Annotated in this window: 22 protein-coding genes; 19 read left to right on the forward strand and 3 right to left on the reverse strand. The window is 37.6% G+C overall.

From position 1 onward, the window contains the following. Nucleotides 1–24: 24 nt before the first annotated feature. The 13 genes from F565_RS0110850 (at nt 25) to F565_RS0110915 (ending at nt 13,616) form a co-directional block, all read left to right on the forward strand. Nucleotides 25–396 (forward strand): BlaI/MecI/CopY family transcriptional regulator, encoded by a 372-nt coding sequence (locus F565_RS0110850; protein WP_020213251.1) that lies wholly within the window; start codon nt 25–27, stop codon nt 394–396. Beyond that, a complete protein-coding gene (locus F565_RS22360; protein WP_020213252.1) occupies nt 393–1,856 on the forward strand; it encodes a M56 family metallopeptidase in 1,464 nt (487 codons plus the stop codon). The genes F565_RS0110850 and F565_RS22360 overlap by 4 nt, the downstream gene beginning before the upstream one ends. A gap of 68 nt (nt 1,857–1,924) precedes the next feature. Next, complete coding sequence (locus F565_RS22365) at nt 1,925–3,955, forward strand: M56 family metallopeptidase (protein WP_020213253.1); 2,031 nt, start codon at nt 1,925–1,927, stop codon at nt 3,953–3,955. A gap of 194 nt (nt 3,956–4,149) precedes the next feature. Further along, nucleotides 4,150–5,250 (forward strand): DUF4407 domain-containing protein, encoded by a 1,101-nt coding sequence (locus F565_RS0110865; RefSeq protein ID WP_020213254.1) that lies wholly within the window; start codon nt 4,150–4,152, stop codon nt 5,248–5,250. An 835-nt stretch (nt 5,251–6,085) separates the two neighbouring features. After that, nucleotides 6,086–6,919: a MotA/TolQ/ExbB proton channel family protein gene (locus F565_RS0110870; protein ID WP_020213255.1), complete on the forward strand. Its 834-nt coding sequence runs from the start codon at nt 6,086–6,088 to the stop codon at nt 6,917–6,919. 90 nt (nt 6,920–7,009) lie between these two features. Further along, on the forward strand, nt 7,010–7,669 hold the full coding sequence (locus tag F565_RS0110875; RefSeq protein WP_020213256.1) for an ExbD/TolR family protein: 660 nt from the start codon (nt 7,010–7,012) through the stop codon (nt 7,667–7,669). Between the two features lie 19 nt (nt 7,670–7,688). Then, nucleotides 7,689–8,240: an ExbD/TolR family protein gene (locus F565_RS0110880; protein WP_020213257.1), complete on the forward strand. Its 552-nt coding sequence runs from the start codon at nt 7,689–7,691 to the stop codon at nt 8,238–8,240. A 32-nt stretch (nt 8,241–8,272) separates the two neighbouring features. Then, a complete protein-coding gene (locus F565_RS0110885; protein ID WP_020213258.1) occupies nt 8,273–9,097 on the forward strand; it encodes an energy transducer TonB in 825 nt (274 codons plus the stop codon). A gap of 245 nt (nt 9,098–9,342) precedes the next feature. Beyond that, complete coding sequence (locus F565_RS21490) at nt 9,343–9,759, forward strand: energy transducer TonB (RefSeq protein ID WP_020213260.1); 417 nt, start codon at nt 9,343–9,345, stop codon at nt 9,757–9,759. Next, the gene (locus F565_RS0110900; RefSeq protein ID WP_020213261.1) at nt 9,760–10,689 is read left to right on the forward strand and encodes a PstS family phosphate ABC transporter substrate-binding protein; all 930 of its coding nucleotides are present in this window, start codon (nt 9,760–9,762) and stop codon (nt 10,687–10,689) included. Between the two features lie 42 nt (nt 10,690–10,731). Further along, the gene (locus tag F565_RS0110905; protein ID WP_020213262.1) at nt 10,732–12,429 is read left to right on the forward strand and encodes a tetratricopeptide repeat protein; all 1,698 of its coding nucleotides are present in this window, start codon (nt 10,732–10,734) and stop codon (nt 12,427–12,429) included. Between the two features lie 102 nt (nt 12,430–12,531). Next, nucleotides 12,532–13,164 carry a 7-carboxy-7-deazaguanine synthase QueE gene (locus tag F565_RS0110910; RefSeq protein WP_020213263.1) on the forward strand — a complete coding sequence of 211 codons (633 nt, stop codon included), beginning with the start codon at nt 12,532–12,534 and terminating at the stop codon, nt 13,162–13,164. Nucleotides 13,165–13,187: 23 nt separating this feature from the next. Beyond that, nucleotides 13,188–13,616 carry a DUF2059 domain-containing protein gene (locus F565_RS0110915; RefSeq protein ID WP_020213264.1) on the forward strand — a complete coding sequence of 143 codons (429 nt, stop codon included), beginning with the start codon at nt 13,188–13,190 and terminating at the stop codon, nt 13,614–13,616. 50 nt (nt 13,617–13,666) lie between these two features. On the opposite strand, the gene F565_RS0110920 is transcribed toward F565_RS0110915, so the two are convergent. Beyond that, a complete protein-coding gene (locus F565_RS0110920) occupies nt 13,667–14,371 on the reverse strand; it encodes a class I SAM-dependent methyltransferase (RefSeq protein WP_020213265.1) in 705 nt (234 codons plus the stop codon). A 41-nt stretch (nt 14,372–14,412) separates the two neighbouring features. Here F565_RS0110920 and F565_RS0110925 point away from each other — a divergent pair, with 41 nt between their 5' ends. The 5 genes from F565_RS0110925 to F565_RS0110945 are packed head-to-tail and all read left to right on the forward strand — an operon-like array spanning nt 14,413 to nt 17,190. Then, on the forward strand, nt 14,413–14,907 hold the full coding sequence (locus tag F565_RS0110925) for a YkgJ family cysteine cluster protein (RefSeq protein WP_020213266.1): 495 nt from the start codon (nt 14,413–14,415) through the stop codon (nt 14,905–14,907). 42 nt (nt 14,908–14,949) lie between these two features. Then, on the forward strand, nt 14,950–16,032 hold the full coding sequence (locus F565_RS0110930) for an AAA family ATPase (protein WP_020213267.1): 1,083 nt from the start codon (nt 14,950–14,952) through the stop codon (nt 16,030–16,032). Between the two features lies 1 nt (nt 16,033). Beyond that, the gene (locus F565_RS0110935) at nt 16,034–16,576 is read left to right on the forward strand and encodes a hypothetical protein (RefSeq protein WP_035642914.1); all 543 of its coding nucleotides are present in this window, start codon (nt 16,034–16,036) and stop codon (nt 16,574–16,576) included. A gap of 3 nt (nt 16,577–16,579) precedes the next feature. Beyond that, a complete protein-coding gene (locus F565_RS0110940) occupies nt 16,580–16,951 on the forward strand; it encodes a VOC family protein (protein WP_026300004.1) in 372 nt (123 codons plus the stop codon). Next, on the forward strand, nt 16,948–17,190 hold the full coding sequence (locus F565_RS0110945) for a hypothetical protein (RefSeq protein ID WP_020213270.1): 243 nt from the start codon (nt 16,948–16,950) through the stop codon (nt 17,188–17,190). Before F565_RS0110940 ends, F565_RS0110945 begins: the two co-directional genes overlap by 4 nt. Here F565_RS0110945 and F565_RS21495 read toward each other — a convergent pair. Together F565_RS21495 and F565_RS0110955 are read right to left on the reverse strand one after the other, a co-directional pair. Next, nucleotides 17,187–17,399, reverse strand: coding sequence for a hypothetical protein (locus tag F565_RS21495; RefSeq protein ID WP_020213271.1), 213 nt, complete (start codon nt 17,397–17,399; stop codon nt 17,187–17,189). The two genes, F565_RS0110945 and F565_RS21495, sit on opposite strands and share 4 nt — an antisense overlap. A 96-nt stretch (nt 17,400–17,495) precedes the next feature. Next, nucleotides 17,496–18,806, reverse strand: a complete 1,311-nt coding sequence (locus F565_RS0110955; RefSeq protein ID WP_020213272.1) for an exo-beta-N-acetylmuramidase NamZ family protein — start codon at nt 18,804–18,806, stop codon at nt 17,496–17,498. 5 nt (nt 18,807–18,811) lie between these two features. On the opposite strand from F565_RS0110955, the gene F565_RS0110960 reads away from it, so the two are divergent. Further along, the gene (locus F565_RS0110960; protein ID WP_020213273.1) at nt 18,812–20,047 is read left to right on the forward strand and encodes an ABC transporter permease; all 1,236 of its coding nucleotides are present in this window, start codon (nt 18,812–18,814) and stop codon (nt 20,045–20,047) included. Nucleotides 20,048–20,241: the final 194 nt, after the last annotated feature.

A 20,241-nucleotide genomic window follows, 5' to 3' on the forward strand; every position in this document is an offset into this window, starting at 1 on the left:
GAACATAATCTAAATTTGTAGAACATGCAGTTAACAAAAACCGAAGAACAGCTCATGCAATTTTTGTGGAAAGCAGAAAAAGCATTTATGAAGGACCTGCTGGATGCGTTCCCAGACCCGAAGCCCGCCTCAACAACTGTTGCTACAATGCTTAAGCGAATGACCGATAAAGGATTTGTAGGCTATACCGAATATGGCAAAAGCAGGGAATATTATCCGGCTGTGCCAAAATCTGATTACTTTTCTAAACAGGTAAACGGAATGATAAAAAGTTTCTTTAATAATTCGGCATCGCAGTTTGCCTCCTTCTTTACAAAAGAAACCGATATGACTGCCACTGAACTGGAAGAACTACGGAAGATTATCGACTCGGAAATTCAAAAGAAGAAGCAATGACCGATTTTTTAATTAAGTCATCTGTTACAATGGTATTGCTGCTTGGGTTATATCATTTGTTTTTAGAGCGCGAAAAAATGCATCGATTTAACAGGTTTTATTTACTGTTTGCCCTTGCGTTTTCGTTAGCCCTGCCTTTTATAACTTTTACAGTTTATAAACAGGTTGCAGGCGTTCAGGATAATGTTGCTACAGCCCAAATGTCAATGCAGCAGCTTACTGTTATGCCGGTTGAAGAATCTGTAAGCTATATGCCCTACCTGCTTATGGCAATTTATATGTCTATAACGCTTGTTCTCCTATTCAGGTTTGTAAACAACCTGTTGCATTTTAAAAAGGCAATACGCTCCAATAAAACGGTTATTCATAAAAATGCTGTGCTGATTCTGTTAAATGATAAAATATTGCCCCACACATTCCTGCATTACATTTTTATCAATAAACAAGAGTATGAAAACCGCCTTATAGAAGATGAGCTTTTTACCCACGAACTTACTCATGTAAACCAAAAGCATACGCTCGATATATTGTTTATAGAAGCATTGCTAACGGTTTTTTGGTTTAACCCATTACTGTATTTTTATAAAAAGGCCATAAAGCTTAACCATGAGTTTCTGGCCGATGAAGCAGTAGTGTCTCAAACTCATAATGTTATTAACTATCAACAATTGCTGTTGCAAAAGGCGGTACCTGCCACGCAGTATTACCTGGCAAGCAGCCTGAATTTTAGTGTAACAAAAAAGCGTTTTACCATGATGACAAAAGATACACCTAAAGGTAAAGCCACAGTGCTTAGGTTTATTGCATTGCCTGTTATTGCTGCACTTGTTTTTACACTATGTATACAAACCGTTGCGCAAACAAAGGTACAGCCGGTTGCTGAAAAAGCATTTTCTGAAAAGGATTCTGACAGGGATACTTATTTTGAAGGTGTAAGGGTGCGTGTATTAAACAGCGACAAGGTTAAAATACTATATAAACCGTATGAACAATTTACCGAGGCAGAAAAAGATAAATACCTGCCGCCCGTACCCGAACCAATGAAGAAAATGCCACCCACGGCTAAAGAGTTTGAAGCTTTAAAAAAGGCAAAAAAGTGTGTGGTTTTTATTGATTCTAAAAATGTAAGTAACAAGGAACTTGGTAAATATAATGCAGAAGACTTTGCTGTATATGCAGATCTTACCGCTTATGGGAAGGAACTAAAAATTCCGGGTTATTTGTTGCTTACAAATGCTTATTATGAGAAGGAAGTAAAAAACGAAAATAGTCAATACAAATTTGAAACTTATACAGCCATAATGCTTGAGGATGATAAAACAGGAAAACTGCAGCCTGTAATGTTACCTGAGCACATGGGGACTAAAGAATTTTTAAAGCAAAGGGAAAAATTAAAGGCTGCTAAAAATGGTAAACCTGCTTTAGCAAGAAACAGTATATCAAAGAATTCAAAAATTTAAAAAAGAACGATTCTGTAAAGAAATAAATAAGGTCCATCAATTGAAATAATAACCAAAACCACAACACCATGACCGATTATCTTATAAAATCTACCACTGCAATGGTGGTGTTACTGGCCATTTACCACCTGTTTTTAGAAAAGGAAAAAATGCACCGCTTTAACCGTGCTTACCTGCTTTGTGCCCTGGTATTCGCGTTAGCACTTCCTTTTATGGCATTTACCATATATAAGGAAGTTGCAGCAGAACCACAGCCGGTTTTTGTTGAGGAGATACCCATGCAGCAACTTAATGTAATGCCGGTTGAAGAACCTGTAAACTACATACCCTACCTACTTTTAGGGATCTATCTGGCAATAACATTGGTACTCATATTCAGGTTTGTAAATAACCTGTTGCATTTTAAAAGAACAATAGCTGCAAATGCAACGGTAACGTATAAAAATGCTGTGCTGGTTCTGTTGCCCGGTAAGGTATTGCCGCACACATTTTTGCATTACATCTTTATTAATAAACAGGAATACGAAGACCGCCTTATAGAAGACGAACTTTTTACCCACGAGCTAACCCATGTAGCCCAGAAACATACGCTCGATATATTATTTGTAGAAGTACTGTTAACGGCCTTCTGGTTCAACCCGCTGCTGTATTTTTATAAAAAGGCCATAAAGCTTAACCATGAATTCCTGGCCGATGAGGGTGTGGTATCCCACACGCATAATGTTGTAAATTATCAAAAACTGCTGTTGCAAAAAGCAGTACCGGCTACGCAGTACCACCTTGCCAGCAGCCTGAATTTTAGTGTAACAAAAAAACGTTTTACCATGATGACAAAAGCCACACCAAAAAGTAAAGCACTCCTGCTTAAGCTTGCTTCGCTGCCTGTTATTGCAGCACTTATTTTTGCCCTTTGTACAGAAACTGTTGCGCGCTCTAACGAGTACACGGAGGTTGAAGCGGTTGCCGAATATGAGCCACAGCAACAAACTACCACTGTTAAGACAAGCGACCGGGATAGTTATTATGCAGGTGTAAAAATTGTTGTGCTAAACCATGACAGGATTAAAATAGTAGATAAGTTATATGAACAGCTTACCGAAGAAGAAAAGGACAAGTACCTTTTTCCTGTGCCTAAACCTGCACAAAACAAACAACCTACAGAAAAACAATTTACAGACTATAAAGACAAAAGTAAATATGCCATCTGGATAGATGGGAAGCATGTAGATAATAAAGAACTCAACAATTACAAGCCAGGAGACTTTGCCTATTATCAGGGAAGTTCAGTTTCAAAGAATGCTCGAAGTAAAGCATTTCCGCAGCCTTACCAGTTTACGTTGTATACCCCGGCTTATTTTGATAAAACACTTAAAAATTCTCATAAAAAATATGGCAGCGACACCTTTACGGTTGTAATGGGTAAATATACACCTGAAATAAAAACAACGGGGGAAGAGCCAAAAAAACAAATTCAGGATGAAAATTTGATAGCTGTTAAGGCCATAGCGCAAAATGACACTGTTAAAAAGACAAGGGAAGAAATGCTACAGGCAGAGCTTGAAAAAAGAAAAGCCGCGATAATGGCTAAAAAAGCTGAAATTGATAAGAAGAGAAGTGAAATGATGGCTAAAAGAGATTCTGTTAACGGCTCAAGAACAGAAATAATGGATGACAGCCGCCGTGCAAAAATAGATAGCGAAAGGGCAAAGAAAGATCAATTAAAAGCTAAAATAATTGCCGAAAGAGAGCTGCCGAAAGTTCCTGCCGTTTATCAGGAAGATAAAATATATTCTGCAGGGCAGGTTACTGTTCAGCCCGAATATCCCGGAGGTATTCCTGCATTTTATGCAGATATTGCTAAAGAAATAAAAACTCCTGAAGGGCTTAAAGAAACCGCAAGGGTATACGTGTCTTTTGTTGTAGAAAAGGATGGAAGCATAAGTACTATAAAGATAATGCGCGAACCCGTAGGCCTTAATTTAGGTACAGAAACGATTATCGCGCTGACTAAAACAAAAAAATGGCTTCCGGCAACGGTAGAAAATAAGGCTGTTCGTTGCAATTACCATTTGCCCATTAGTTTTACTGCCAAAAAATAAATTTGAGTTACTTTAGTTAGAAGATTTCCGCCCACCGTGGCGGATTTTTTTTGTAAATCAAAACATGCCAGCCCGTTAACAACATTGTATTAAAAAAGGCGTTACATTTGTAGCCGCTGTATTAATCACACAGTTGTTATTATTAACCTGCTTTTGCAGCAGGCACATCAATCATCACATCAAAAACGAATACCATGCTGAAACAATTTTTTATTACCTGCTCCGGGGCAGATAAAACCATTATTTACTCCTGCTCTAACGGCGAGCAAAACAAGTATGCCGGTATAGGTGCTACTGTTTTTTTTACCGCACTCCTTGCCTGGATAGCGGCCTCTTATGCACTTTATACGGTTTTTGATAGTATATATACCGCCACATTCTTTGGGCTTATATGGGGGCTGCTTATTTTTAACCTCGACCGTTTTATAGTATCTACCATTCGCAAGCGCGACCGCTTTGGGCAGGAATTTTTGCAGGCTACACCACGTATTATACTGGCCATAATTATTGCCATTGTAATTTCTAAACCGTTAGAAATTAAGATTTTTGAAAAAGAGATTAACGCGGTTTTGCTTAAAGAAAAAAATGCTATGGCAATTGCCAATAAAAAAGAGGTGGCAAACTTTTTTCAGGGCGACCTTGACAAGAACAAGGCGCAAACGGATAGTTTAAAATCGGACATCGTTAAAAAAGAGAAAGAGGTTAACGATTTGTACGCCACTTATATTACCGAAGCAGAAGGTACTAAAGGTACCCTTAAAATGGGTAAAGGCCCTGTGTATAATGAGAAACGACAAAAGCATGATGCTGCCCTTAAAGAGTTGGATGCGTTGCGCAAAGCTAATCTTGCAAAGATTGCCGAAAAAGAAAAGCTGGGTACTACCCTGCAAGCCAGCCTTGACAAGAAGGTTGCCGATACGCAACCTGTTATTGATGGGTTCGACGGACTTATGGCGCGTATTAATGCGCTCAATAAATTGCCGTTTTTGCCTTCGCTGTTTATAATGCTTCTTTTTCTTGCTATAGAAACATCTCCCATTATTGCTAAGCTACTTTCTCCTAAAGGGGAGTATGATTTTAAGATAGAAGATGGCGAAGCCGGAATACGCACAAACCTTGCTCAGAGCAACCACCAGCGCGAACTTATGCGCACTACAGATGCCGGCATTTATGATGATGTGTATGCCGAAATAAGAAACGACCGTGAACTATACAATTATAAGAAAAAGAAAGCGATCGAGCTTTTAGAGCTGCAAGCCGACCGCTTTAGCGAAAAGCAAAAGGGTGCCATGTAATTGCTGTTTTTGCTCAGCAGTATTTATTACAGAGTTAAAATAAAGATAGTGTGTAGCAATTTAATGTTGCGTATGACAAAATAAGTGTGATTTTTACGCTTTTTTCTTATCTCTTTTCAGATTTATATAACAAGCTTTTGTGTGAGGAAATAATTTAATTTCTTTGTCTTTAGTCAATACGTTGTTTGTTAGTGTTTTATGTATTTTCGTTTAATAGGTGTGGCATATTAATATAACGAAAATTGCCTCTTTAGTTATCTTTTATAATTGAACATCCTGATTTAAAAACGTAGCAACTTTAAGGTTAAGAAAAGGTTTCTTAAAACTTTTTTCTGCCATTTAATTTATTGCTTCCTATGTGTACAATAAACCGCGCTTTTTAAATTTAAAGTATGTTAGTTTGACCATAAGAATGGGTAACTAAAACGTTTTTCGCTCATAAATTTGTAGTATTATTATTACAATAATTATATTTTGTATTTAAATTCCTGCCAAAAAAAGCATAGTTTTAATTAAATTGAGGCTATTTATGGGTAGTGTACAATAAATAAGTGTGATTTGTGTTATTTATAGGAATGTATATTAATTTCAAATAATTATTAATGAATAGTAGGTTTGAGTTGCTAAAAATTGATTTTGTTTAAGTAAATGCCTGCAATGGGATGTTTCCGTGCCATTATTGTTGGGATAAATTATTGTTAAGAATTGATAAAAAAAATCATTTTATTTTTTTTTACCACCTAATAATATAAATTTGCCAATCTTATGCCGAATAAATTATATCAATAAGAAACTATTATTATTAAAAAATCAGAAAACTAAATTTTTAAAAAAAATGGCAAACGCATCTATTCAAAAGGTTGAAAAAAAGGAAGGTTCTAAAGGGTCTAATATATTTGCAGGTCTTGCAATTGTTGTATGTCTTCTTGTAGGTGTCCTTGTATGGAAGTTTATAATGGGTAGCCCATCTAACTTTGAAGGTGGAACTACAGAGGGGCATCCACTTGGATTTTTAGGTACTGTTTACAAAGGGGGAGTTATCGTTGCTGTGCTTCTTGGTTTATTAATGATGGCACTTGTATTCTCTATAGAGAGGTTCATGGTAATATCTAAAGCTGCCGGTAAAGGTAACGTAGAGGCTTTTATTGCTAAAGTACAGGCGCAAATTAAAGGTGGTAACATTAACGAGGCTATGGCTGAGTGCGACAAACAACAAGGTATTGTTGCTAACGTTGTAAAAGCAGGCCTTTTAAAATATGAAGAAGTAAAACGCGAAGGTTTTGACAGCGAAAGAGCAGAAGCTGCAATTCAGCAGGAGCTTGAAGAGGCTACGTCTCTTGAAATGCCAATGCTTGAGAAAAACCTTGTAATCCTTTCTACACTTGTATCTATTGGTACACTTGTTGGTCTACTTGGTACAGTATCTGGTATGATCAAGGCGTTCTCTGCGATGGGTGCTGGTTCTACTCCAGATTCAGCTCAGCTTGCCGTAGGTATCTCTGAGGCACTTATTAATACTGCTACAGGTATTGGTACATCTACAGTATCAATTATTGCTTACAACCTTTTCACTACTAAAATTGACAAACTTACTTACGCTATTGATGAGGCAGGTTTCACAATTGCTCAAACTTACAGAAGGTTTAGAGCTCGTGCAAACAACGCATAATTAGATAGTTAAAGTTTAAAATAATAAGGCAGGAAAGCGTATCTTTAATGGTGCGCTTTTCAGGGTGCCTTGGCTAAATAAAATATAATAATGGCTAAACATAAAATATCCAGGAAAAGTACAAGGATAGACATGACCGCAATGTGCGACGTGGCATTTCTTTTGTTATCTTTCTTTGTTATGACTGCTACTGCAAAACAGCCGGAACCAAAACCGGTTGATACGCCGGCATCTACTATTATTGATAAGCTGCCCGAAGAAGGTGTGGCTACCATTACAGTAGGAGATAAGCAGGTGTTTTTTACCATACCAAGAGCTTCGCGCAGGGGAACACTTGAGCGTATAAGCCAGGAAAAAGGTCTTACTTTTACAGAAAAAGAATATAAGGCTTTTGAAGGTATGGATGGTTTTGGAGTGCCTTTAAACCAGTTGAAGAGTTTGTTATCTAAGTCTTCTGCTGTAAGAAACGCTCCGGGTGTCCAGATAGGTATTCCTTACGATACTATTAACGACCAGTTGTCTGACTGGGTTAAACTTGCAAGGGAAGCGCATAAAGCAATTTATGAAGACCAACTGCAAACAGGTAAAATTAATACTGAAGAGTTTGGTAAAAAAGCAGATCTTGGTATCGCTATCAAAGGTGATGCTAAAGAAGATTTTATGACCGTAAAAAGAATTATTGATATTTTGCAGGAGCAGAAAAAAAATAGATTCTTTTTAATTACAGGTTTACGTAACAAAGATTTTTAATATTATAAAATAATATAAAATGGCAGAATTAAATACCGGCGGCGGCAGTGGCGACGGCAAGAAAGTAAGAAGTAAAAAATCAAATCCCGGGGTTGACCTTACCGCGATGGTAGATTTAGCTTTCCTTCTTATTACTTTCTTTATGCTTACCACTACGCTGTCTAAACCACAGTCTATGCCTCTGGCTATGCCGGATAAAAACCCCAAAGATCAGGTTATAGATAGGACTCCTATCCCTGAAGACAGGATGATGACAATTCTTATAGGTAAGGATAATAAGATACTTTGGTATATGGGTATACTTAAAACGCCAAGGATTCAGCCTACAGAAGCTGCCTTTGGTAAAGATGGAATTAGAAGGGAAATCCTTAAAAATACCGCCTACGCTAAGAAATTTACTGATAAGGCTGACGAAGGGCTTATTGTAAACATTAAGGCAAGTGATGCTGCAAGCTATAAAAACCTTGTAGACATCCTTGATGAGATGGCTATAAATAAAGTACAGCTTTATGCTATAGGCGATATCACTCCGGAAGAAGTTACTCTATTAAAAGACAAAGGTTTATATTAAGCTTTGGCTATTAACTATAAAATATAAATTATATGTCAAGTATATTTAACAAACAATGGATAGACCTTGTTTTTGAGGGGCGCAATAAAAGTTATGGCGCTTATCAGCTAAGGTCAGAAAATCCAAAAACTACTACAGTAGCCATTATCCTTGGTACATTACTTTTTGCAGGTGCTATTGGTGCTCCTGTAATTATCAGTAACATGAAATCAGGCGATGATACTGCTGATACAGAAAAAGTAGAAGTTATAGAAGTGGTTGATATACCGGAGCCTCCTGTTGAGGCTGCGTTACCGCCACCACCGCCACCGGTTGAGGCTTACCAGGCACCAAAATCGATAGTTGAAGAGGTTAAATTTAAGCCTCTTGAAGCAGCAAAGAAAGAAGATGTGCCGGAAGATCCTCCTAAAGTGGAGCAGTTTAAAGATGCCGATCCAAGTTCTCGTAACGCAGAGGCAAGCCCTACAGGTGATATTAACATTGCCAAACCATCTGGTGACCTTGATAAAGGTGTAGAGCCTGTAGATAATAGTAATACAATTTATAATTCGGCAGGACTACAGGTTCAGCCAGAATTCCCTGGTGGTATTGCAGCTTTCTATACGTATGTAAACAAGAACTTCAGGATTCCGGAGCTTGACCAGGACATGACAGCAAGGATATATGTATCTTTCGTTGTAGAAAAAGATGGTACGCTTACGGCTATTAAAGTACTTAGGGATCCGGGTTACGGATTAGGTAAAGAAGCAGAACGAGTATTAAAATCGTTAAAAACTAAATGGTCTCCGGGTATCCAGAACGGTAAACCGGTAAGGGCTTCTTATAACCTTCCTATTACGATTAATATAAAATCTTAATTAAAATATTTAGCGATGGTTACTGGAAGAAGGTCCCGCTACGAAACACAGAAATCGCCTTTACAGCGATTTCTGTTCGTTTTAGGCATAGTGTTCTTTATGTTGTACTTTGCTTTTGGTTTTATGCTCATATTTACTAATAAGGTTCCTATTAACATTACTTACAACGGCAGGGTAACACTTGGCATACTGGTAATAATTTATGGAGCGTTTAGGGCTATACGACTTTTACAAAGCAGCAGGCAATGAAAATACTAATACTTACGTTAATTACGGTATTGTTTACACTTAGTGCTAAAGCACAAGGGCAAACCCCTGCGCTTCCTTCTTTTACAGAGCAGGAAACTCCGGGTTGGGCGGTTGAAACAGATATAAAGCCTGAATTTCCCGGTGGTGTAAATGCATTTTACGGCTTTATAAACAAACGCTACAGGTTACCTAAGGTTAAAGACAGTATGACTGCCAGGGTTTATGTAAGCTTTGTTGTAGAAAAAGATGGCAGCATGAGTAATTACCATATATTAAACGACCCAGGTTATGGTATGGCCGACGAACTAATCAGGGTTTTAAAAACGATTAAAGAAAAATGGTCTCCCGGTGTTATTGATGGCAAACCTGTAAGGGCGTCATATAAGTTACCGCTGACTTTAAATATTAAGTAAATGAAATATACGTATGCCTTATTAGCGATAGCTATAATAAGTTCGGGCGTGTTTTTTGCATGCAAAAATGATACAGCATCTAAAATAGAAGTTGCAGATGAAACAACTATTGCGGGTAACCTTAACCTGCAGGTAGATGCTACCGTACAGCCCATTGTAGAAGATGTGCTTGCCGTGTTTAAAAGTGTTTACCCTAAGGCACACATACTGCAGGTTAACCGTAGCGAGAGCGATATTGTAAATGCCATAATGCGCGATTCGAGTGCTGTTGTAGTGCTTACAAGGGAACTTGCAGAAAATGAAAAGGCGCATTTTGATAAATTCAACATCAAGCCGCGCATTACCCATTTTGCTACTGACGCTCTTGCATTAATCACTAATAAATCAACTACTGACACTGTTGTTAACCTTGAAGATGTTTATAAGGTTATGCGCGGCGAAGAGGCTGCCACAGTAAAGAAACTGGTGTTTGATAACCCTAATTCGAGTGCCCTGCAAATGTTAATGAAAAATGCTGGGGTTACAAAAATTCCTGCAAATGCCGTATATTCGCTTAACAACACCCAGGAAGTAATTAAATTTGTTTTACAAAATGCTGGTACTATTGGGGTTGTTGGTGTAAACTGGCTGGTACAGCCTCCACAGGAACTTGTAGAGGATGTGGCTAATTTAACGGTTCTTGGTGTAGATAATGTTAAAATTAACAAGGGCAGAAAAAAATATTTTAAGCCTTCGCAAAGCAATATATCTACGGGTTTTTATCCGCTTACCCGTAAGTTGTATTTGTTAAATTACCAGGGCAGGCCGGGCTTAGGCATGGGTTTTGCAAATTATATAAATGCACCGGAAGGGCAAAGGATAATTCTAAAATCCGGATTGCTGCCGGTAGAGATCCCGCCAAGGGAAATCGAAGTACGTAATGAATTATAAAATAACTACTAAATATTAAAGGAGAAATTAAAGATGATCAAAATGAAAAAATTTAAATTCCTTGGTTTATCATTGTTGCTTTTCGGAATGGCAAACGCACAGGATGCCAACGAAGCTAAGAAAGCAATTGACGCAGAACAATTCCAGAAAGCAAAAACAATTTTAAAGTCGCTTATTTCATCTACCCCGGATGAAGGCAGGAACTATTTTCTATTAGGCGATATATACTTATCACAATCATACCCGGATTCTGCTGCTATATACTTTAACAAAGGTAAAGCCGTAAAAAACAATGCCGAATATAATACTATAGGTTTAGGAGAACTGGATCTTGATAGTGGTAATGCCGCCGCTGCACAGGCAAAATTTGATGCGGTAGAAAAAGACCTTAAAAAGAAAGATGTAGAGCAACTGGTTTACATAGGCCGTGCTTACATTTATGCCGATACTCCGGATTATAAAAAAGCGATTGCAGTACTTAACAAAGCTGTTGCAAAAGATGCTAAATATGCACAGGCATACCTTTACCTTGGTGAAGCTTATTACAGGGACAGGGACCAGAACAATGCTTATAAAAATTTCCGTACAGCATCAGAGCTTGACCCAAGCCTTCTTAGGGCTAAACTTCAGCTTGGTGTAATTACTAAAAATACCCGTGCCGCTTTCCCGGAAGCTATAAAAGCATTTGACGGTATTATTGCTGTTAATCCTAACTATGGCCCCGTATACAGAGAGCTTGCCGAGACGTACTACCTTTGGGGTAATACTGATGGTGCCAAGAAGACAGAATACAATGCTAAAGCACTTGGTTACTACGAAAAATACATGGGCTTAACAGATTACTCTCTTGATTCAAGGATGAGGCATGCTGACTTCCTTCTACTAACAGGCGATTACAAATCGCTTGAGGCTGAAGCTCAGAAAATGCAGCAAATGGATAAGGTTAACCCAAGGATATTGCGTTATGCTGCTTATGCTGCTTACGAAAATGGTAACTATCCTGCAAGTTTAACTGCCATGACTGAGTTTATAACTAAAGCAGATCCTAAACGTGTAATTGCAAGAGATTACCTTTACCTTGGCCTTGCTAAACTTGCAACTTCTGTAGGTAAAGATGCCGCAGGTAACAGCGTTATTACAGATAAAACTCAATTTGACGGTGCTATTGCAGATATTAAAAAGGCAGCTGAAACGGATATTAACATTACTAATGAGTTTAACGAAATTGGTAAAAAACTGTTCTCTCAAAAACTATATGGCCCTGCTGCTGTAGTATTTGAAATTGCTACAACGAACCCTGCTAACAGGAATTTATTTTACGATAGCTTTTATCTTGCATACTCTATTTACTACGATCACGTAAATAAATCGGATGCAGATAAAAAGCTAAATGCAGAGCAGCTTGCTAAGGCAGATGTAGCTCTTGATAAAGTATTAGAGTTGTCTCCGGATGCTCAGGATGCATACCTGTTTAAAGCAAGGGTTAACAAAAACCTTAACTCTAATGATGCCTATGCTAAAATGGCTGTGGCTTATGATAATTACATTAGGGTAGTAACTGCTTTAGGTACTGCAGAAACATCTAAACCGGCTGTTGCTAAAAACCTTGTAGAGGCTTATGATAATGCTGGTGCTTACTATGCTGTTACAGATAAAGCAAAAGCTAAAGATTATTTTACTAAAGCAATAGCTTTAGATCCTAACGATACGTATGCAAAAGGTGAGGTTAAAAAACTTTAACACCTTATAATTACACATATAAACCGGCACATAGCCGGTTTTTGTGTTTTTGTATACTGCCTGTAATTAAATATGTATCTTTGCAAACTATTTGAAATTAAGATGCTGAAGAAGGAAACGCAGATAGAAGTAGAAAAAGGTGAGATGCTGCCCTTAATGGAAGAGTTTTATACCATTCAGGGGGAGGGTTATCATACCGGTACTGCTGCCTATTTTATACGTGTGGGAGGCTGCGATGTGGGCTGCCACTGGTGCGATGTTAAGGAAAGCTGGAATGCCGACCTGCACCCACCAACAGATACTGATGTTATTGTTGCCAATGCTGCCCAATGGGGTAAAACTATTGTTATTACCGGTGGCGAACCGCTTATGTGGAATATGGACCCTATAACCTTAAAGCTTAAGGCGGCAGGGTTAAAGGTACATATAGAAACATCCGGGGCATACCCGTTAAGCGGGTACTGGGACTGGATTTGCCTTTCGCCAAAAAAGAATAAGTTACCCACCCAGGCTGTTTATGATAATGCACATGAGCTTAAAGTGATTATACACAATAAGCACGACTTTATTTTTGCCGAAGAACAGGCTGCTAAAGTAAATGGTAATGCAATATTGTTCCTCCAGCCGGAATGGAGTAAAAAAGAACAGATAACCCCACTTATTGTTGATTATGTTATGCAAAATCCTAAATGGCGTGTATCTTTACAAACACATAAGTATTTAAATATACCTTAATAATAAACCAAAACAACTGTAAGATGAAAAAATTATTTATTGCCGTAGCTTTTATGTTTGTAGCACAGGTAAGTATGGCGCAAACTGCAACTACTAAAGCTGCCGACCCTGCATTTAAAAAAGAAGTACTTAGGCTGCTTGAGCTTAGTGGTACTAATGCACAGTATGAAGCATTAATTAACCCTATTATTAAAAGTGCACCTGCTGATAAGCAAGCCGATTTTAAAAAAGAAGTTACAGAGTCTTTAAAAGGGCTTACAGATAAAATTGCAGAAATTTACATGCAGGAATTTACTCCGGAAGATGTAAAAACAATGATTAAATACTATGAGAGCCCAGTGGGTAAAAAAGCAGCTTCTAAAGCAGGAGTTCTTTTAGAGAAAGGCCAGGCTGCCGGTATGGAGTGGGGCCAGAGCCTGCAAGGTATCATGATGAAATATTCTGGTGAATAATCCTATCACTGTTAAAAATAACTAACCCCGCATTGCGGGGTTTTGTGTTTTTATATGCTAAGCTTTGCAAGGTAATCATAATGTTCGCCTTCTAAAATTAGCTCACTTTGCAGTTTATTGCCATGCGCCGCATTTTGCAATGTATTGTAATCTATATACATCCAGTTAAAAGGTTTTTCCTTTTCCCCTTTATAAGTTACATTAAAAATCACTTCGCCATAGTAGTCTATGTCACTGGGAATCCACTTACCGCCATCTTCGTCTTCATCAAACATATAAATTATATCAGATGAATCAAGCAAAATTTGTCCGCCCTCATTGAGTAATGATTTTAATTTATACAAAAATCCCGATATTCTTTTTAGCTTGCCGCACATTCCGGCACCATTCATAAGTAAAAGTATCGTATCATAACCGCCTTCGTGTTCCATAACATCGCCGGCAATGGTATTTTTTATCCCCCTTCGTTTACAGGCTTCTATGGCATTTGCAGATATATCTATAGCCGTAACATCCATACCGCGCTCATTTTGCAGGTATAGGCTATGGCTTCCGGCACCGCAGCCCACATCGAGTACTTTACCACTTGCCATTTGCAATGCCTTTTGCTCTAAAGCCGGCATGGCATCATAGCTCCTAAAGAGGTAAGAAACATCCATTTCATCCTCTTCAGATATTGATGTTTCGGTAATTAAATTTTCCGGAGCATTCCCGGTTTGATAATCAAGTATGGCTTTCCCAAAAAGGTCTTTCATTTTTTTATACTTTTGCGGCAGATTGATAAATGTAATGTGGAATGGAGAATTTTTTAAAACAGCTTCCTAAGCTCGCCAAAGATAAGCATAACGAGAATAAAAAGTTTTTTGACAAGCTTAAAAAGAAGGTGCCTAAAAATTTAGACTACGTAATGCAAGAACTGCACGACCGCGAGTTTAAAAAAACAGATTGCCTTACGTGTGCCAACTGTTGTAAAACTACCGGCCCACTCTTTACGCTTGCCGATATAGAGAGAATTGCAAAGCATTTTCGGCAAAAACCACAGCAGTTTATAGATAAATACCTGCACATAGATGAGGATAACGATTATGTGCTGCAAAGTGTACCCTGCACTTTCCTCGATGCTGAAAATTATTGCATGATCTATGATGTACGCCCCAAGGCATGCCGGGAATTCCCGCACACCGACAGGAAGAAGTTTCAGCAAATATCTAACCTTACCCTTAAAAATGTTGCCATTTGCCCCGCGGCTTATAATATTGTGGAGGAAATGAAAAAGAAGTTGCCGGTGTAAGAATTGAAATTATTAACATATATTTGATATATCAAATTTGATATGAAAAAAGCATACATTACAAGAGCAATACTTAAAGACTACCTTACCATTAAAAATGTAGATATTACCTTTAATGAAGATATTAATATCATTATAGGTAAGAATGGAACAGGCAAGACTAATTTTATAAATTATTTGGCCGATAGTTTGTCAGAAAATCAAGCAATTAAAAATAATCATAGTTACATCTATTTTAAATCTTCCAATAATAATTTTTTAAAAGAAATTAAAAATATTAAGTTTTTAAAAGAAGTTAAAAATAATGGTTTTTTTAAGAATCTGTCGTTGAAAGATAATAAAGTTGTTAACTTGAAAAATGGAGATGGGGAAAATTTAAATGAAATTAGTACGTTAGATTTTATAATCCCTCTAAAGATTAGTCACGGTATTCCGGAATCTCTTAAAATTATCCAAGAACCTATTAACGATGTCATTAGGAAAATACCTGAGGGTTATACTGTTTTTCCAGATACTGACAGTTCGCTGGCATTTGCGATAGGAGTACACTATTTTACCAAATTGCATAGTATAATTCCCAAAGGTACTAAATCGTATAACATTAACGAATCTTTAAATTCATTAAATAATAATCTCACTAAATACTCAAATATAGAAGGAGTACGAATTGGACAAAATTTCGGTTTAGATAATTCAGATAAAAATGAAATCTATTTTAATAATCTTTATTTAGAATACAATATAAATGGAGTATGGCTTTCATTCAATCAGCTTTCTGATGGTACTAAACGGTTGTTCTACATTATTTCTGAGATTACCTATAACGACCGTTTTATAGTATTATTAGAAGAGCCGGAGCTGGGATTACACCCTCATCAGCTTTATGATTTAATGCGATTTATTAAAGAAGCGTCAGAGAAATTCCAATTTATTATAACTACCCATTCTCCTATGGTGTTGAATACTTTGAATAGTGATGAATTGGACAATATTATAATTTCAAGTATAGAAAATGGAGCTACTCAATTAAAACATTTAGCGCCAGAGCAAATTGCAAAAGCACAGGCTTATATGGAAAAAATGGATTTGAGCGATTACTGGATTCATTCTGATTTAGAAGATTAATATGATGAGAGTAGGTCTAATAGGTGAAAATCCAAACGATACAGAATCTATAGCTAATTTACTAAGCTTAAAATATAATCATCAATACATTTCGGTATTAAAAAGAAGAAAGGGTGGTCAGTTAGATAATGCTAAGTTTACTGCCTTGTTAGAAATTGAACTTAGAAATAATAATTTTGATTTACTTATCTTTATTAGAGATTTAGATGGTTTTGAAAATGAAGCTGATAAAGTTAGAGTAAGAGAAAAATGGTTTGCTGCTAACAAGTTGCACTTTAAAAAAGATTCACTATTTTTATTAAACATTCACGCTTTAGAATCTATATTCTTTTCAGACATTGTTAGTCTTAATAAGATATTTAATTTGAAGTTGAACTTTAGTAATCCACTATCGATTAATAATCCTAAAAAAGAATTGATTAGGGTTACTTCTGAAAGGTATAAAGAAAATAGAGCAGCTGATTACATTTCCAAATTAGATTATAATGCAGTTTTAAAGAACTATAAGCCTCTTAAAGACATTGATAATTACTTAAAAGTTTAAGTTATGGCAAAGCTAACGTCTCTCACCCCAATGTTCTGGACAAAAGAAATTGCAGCAACAGTTGCTTTTTATACCGATGTGCTGGGTTTTGAATGTGGCCTGCTTGAAGAAGGCTGGGCGGTATTGCTGCGTGACGAAATAGAAGTAATGCTGGCGTACCCTAATGAACATGTTACTTTTAACGGTCCTATGTTTACCGGGTCTTTTTACATAAATACTACAAATGTAGATGAACTGTGGGAAGCTTATAAAGATACCTGCAACATTTGCTACCCCATAGAAAATTTTGAATATGGTATGCGTGAGTTTGCCATTTATGATAATAACGATTATATACTGCAGTTTGGGCAACCCATAAACCAGGAAGAAGAATGAAACTAATGCGCATTGTAATGCTGGCGGTGCTTTCGCTGGCAATATCCGGATTGATGTATTATGTTACGGCTGGCGTAATACGCTCTTCGTGGGCAGATATTATTGGCGAAATTTTTACAACAGCCATTATAATATTTGTTTTATTGCTCATTGTATATATAATTGCACGGTCGGCGGCTAAAAAGGCAATAGCGGCGCGTAAAAAAGGCCTCCCCAATCAGGAAGGCCCTAAGCCTTAAGCAGCTATTTCATTATCGGCGTGTTGTTTTAGCTCGCCTACAAAACCTTCAATGGTTTGTATCTTTCCGTCTATATATTCAAGCAATCCTTCTATTTTATCCCTTAGGTCTTCAAAGAATGCTATAATGTCTTCTATATATCCTTTTATCTTGTGTACAAACTGAATGATGTACTCTACAACGTCGTTTAATTTTTCGGTGATATTCATGGCGCTTTGTTTTAGTCGTTTATAATACCTGAAAATTACGAAACCCTTTTGGTACACTAAAACACTTTGTATAAAAATTAAGAAATGGTTTATCCCTTATTCCGCATATATAAGGTATTTCTTCCTCATTGTCTTAAATTGTTCTAAACCAAGCTCCCAGCTCTTCCTAATTTCCCATTGTGTCTTGCCGGCCTCTATTTGCTGCTGCAAAACTTTTGTGCCCGCAAGCTTGGTAAAAAACGGAATAAAGAATTTCGATTTATCTTCGGTAGCGTTATAAGCTTTAATCAGCCACTTTAATTCTATCCTTGTTACTTGCGGCGCTTTACTCAGGTCTTCACCATAACAAAGCACACCTTTATATTGTGGGTCTTTAGCACCCTCGTTAGGCTCTGGCGTAAAACTAAATCCGGTTTTAGGCAAATAGGGCGACCCATATAACTGAAATTGCTTATTCGTACCGCGGCCCATACTCACGTTAGTACCTTCAAAAAAGCATAGGCTGGCATACAGGTTTATAGCCTGGTCGTTAGGCAAATTAGGCGATGGCTTTACAGGCAGGCTGTAGGGCATTGTCCTGTTATAATCAGTGCACGGTATTACGGTTAGCTTACACTGCACGCCATCTTTAAGCCATTTTTCTCCATTAATCATTTTGCCATATTCTCCTATGGTCATGCCGTGCAGGGTAGGTATGGGGTGCATGCCAATAAAACTTGTATGTTCCTTTTCTAAAACCGGCCCATCAATTATGCCACCGTTAGGGTTTGGCCTGTCTAAAATAATCAGCGGAATGTTATTTTCGGCGCAAGCCTCCATTATATAATGGAGTGATGATATGTAGGTGTAAAAACGTGCACCCACATCCTGCAGGTCGAAAACTAAAACATCTATTCCGGCAAGTTGCTCCGGTTTTGGTTTTTTATTATTACCGTAAAGCGAAATTATAGGCAGCCCGGTTTTAGTATCCTTGCCATCTTTAATATGCTCGCCTGCATCGGCAGTGCCACGAAAGCCGTGTTCGGGCGCAAATATTTTTTTAAGGTCGGTCTTTTGGCTAATTAAAAAGTCGACAATATTTTCGGTTTTACCATTTATAGTAATCGTTCCCGTTTGATTAGTCACAATACCCACTTTTTTACCTTTAAGTAATGGGAGGTATTTCTCAAAATTATCGGCGCCGGTTTTTATGTTTAGCCCTTCATTTTTTTTGCCAATAGCTAATTGCCCATTGTCTGTTAGTTGTTCATTGCCTCTTGCGCTTTGCCCGTTGTCTATTATCTCACGTCTATCATCTGTAATCTTCTCACTGCCACTATTTATCTTCCCCTTAACAGAATTTCCGCAGGCAGCCACCAGTATTAATGAGAATAAAACTGTATTTTTGAAAAACGAAAAAGACACCATACACGTTGAATTTAGAATATTTTATAGCAAGCAGGCTGGTTACTGCAAAGAACCATAAAAGTAGTATATCTGCACCAATTATAAAAATTGCCATTATTGCCATAGCAATAGGCATTATTATGATGGTCATTGCCATTGCTACCGGTGTGGGCCTGCAGGAAAAGATCCGCGAAAAGGTATCGGCATTCAACGGAGATATCATTATTACAAATTTCGACGATAACCAGTCAGAAGTTAGTGTAGTGCCTATTTCTATAAAACAGGACTTTTATCCTAAATTTACTAAGGTAAAAGGTATAAGCCATGTGCAGGCAGTAGCATCTAAGGCGGGTATAATTCGTACCGCGCTATCTTTTGAAGGTATAATTTTTAAAGGAGTAGGTAAAGACTATAAGTGGAACGAGCTGCAGGAGTACCTTGTTGCCGGACGTATACCTAACCTAAAGGCGAACCTTAATACAGAGGTTATACTTTCGCAATACCTGGCAAATAAACTGGATTTAAAGGTGGGCGATAAATTCAACACTTTTTTTATGAAAGAAGGCGGCAACGGCATGCCTAATTTAAGAAGGTTTGAGTTAGTAGGTATTTATACATCGGGTTTTCAGGAATTCGATTCGGCTTATTTAATAGGTGATATTCGCCACGTGCAGCGCATGAATAAATGGTCGCCGGAGCAGGTGGGGGAGTTTGAAGTTTTCCTGGACAATTTTAACCAGCTTAAAGAAAAGGGCGAAGAAGTATATAAAGCGATACCATCTACCCTTAACAGCATAACTATAGAAGAAAAATATATAAATATTTTTGAGTGGTTAAAACTATTCGACGTTAATATAATTGTCATCATTGTTATCATGATCATCGTGGCCACCATAAATATGGTAGTAGCGCTGCTGGTACTTATATTAGAACGCACCCAAATGGTGGGAATGCTAAAGGCACTGGGTGCTAATAACTGGCGAGTGCGAAAAATATTTTTATACAACGCCGCATACCTTATAATAAAAGGGCTCTTTTGGGGCAACCTTATAAGTATAAGTATGCTGTTAATACAAAAATATTTTGGCGTAATTACCCTGCGCCCCGAAAACTACTATGTAAGCGTAGCTCCGGTAAGCATAAGTGTACCCGCAATATTACTTATTAATGCAGGCACAATTGTAATATGCCTGGCGCTGTTACTCATTCCGTCATACATTATTACAAAAATTTCTCCGGTAAAGGCACTCCGTTACGAGTAATAAATAGCACACCTATATATAAGGAGCAGTTGTTGCATGCGCATATTAGCAGTGGTCGCGCCCGCTATCCGCTGTACACGCCGCCCTACGGTTGGCGTGGTGCCGCTGCTATCGGGGCTAAAAGCATGTTAATTTTTAATTTGCCATCTTAGATTAACAGGAGTGAGTACAAAATACACCGCAGGCGTAAACCT

The organism is Flavobacterium rivuli WB 3.3-2 = DSM 21788 (genome assembly GCF_000378485.1).
GTDB classification, from domain to species: Bacteria; Bacteroidota; Bacteroidia; order Flavobacteriales; family Flavobacteriaceae; genus Flavobacterium; species Flavobacterium rivuli.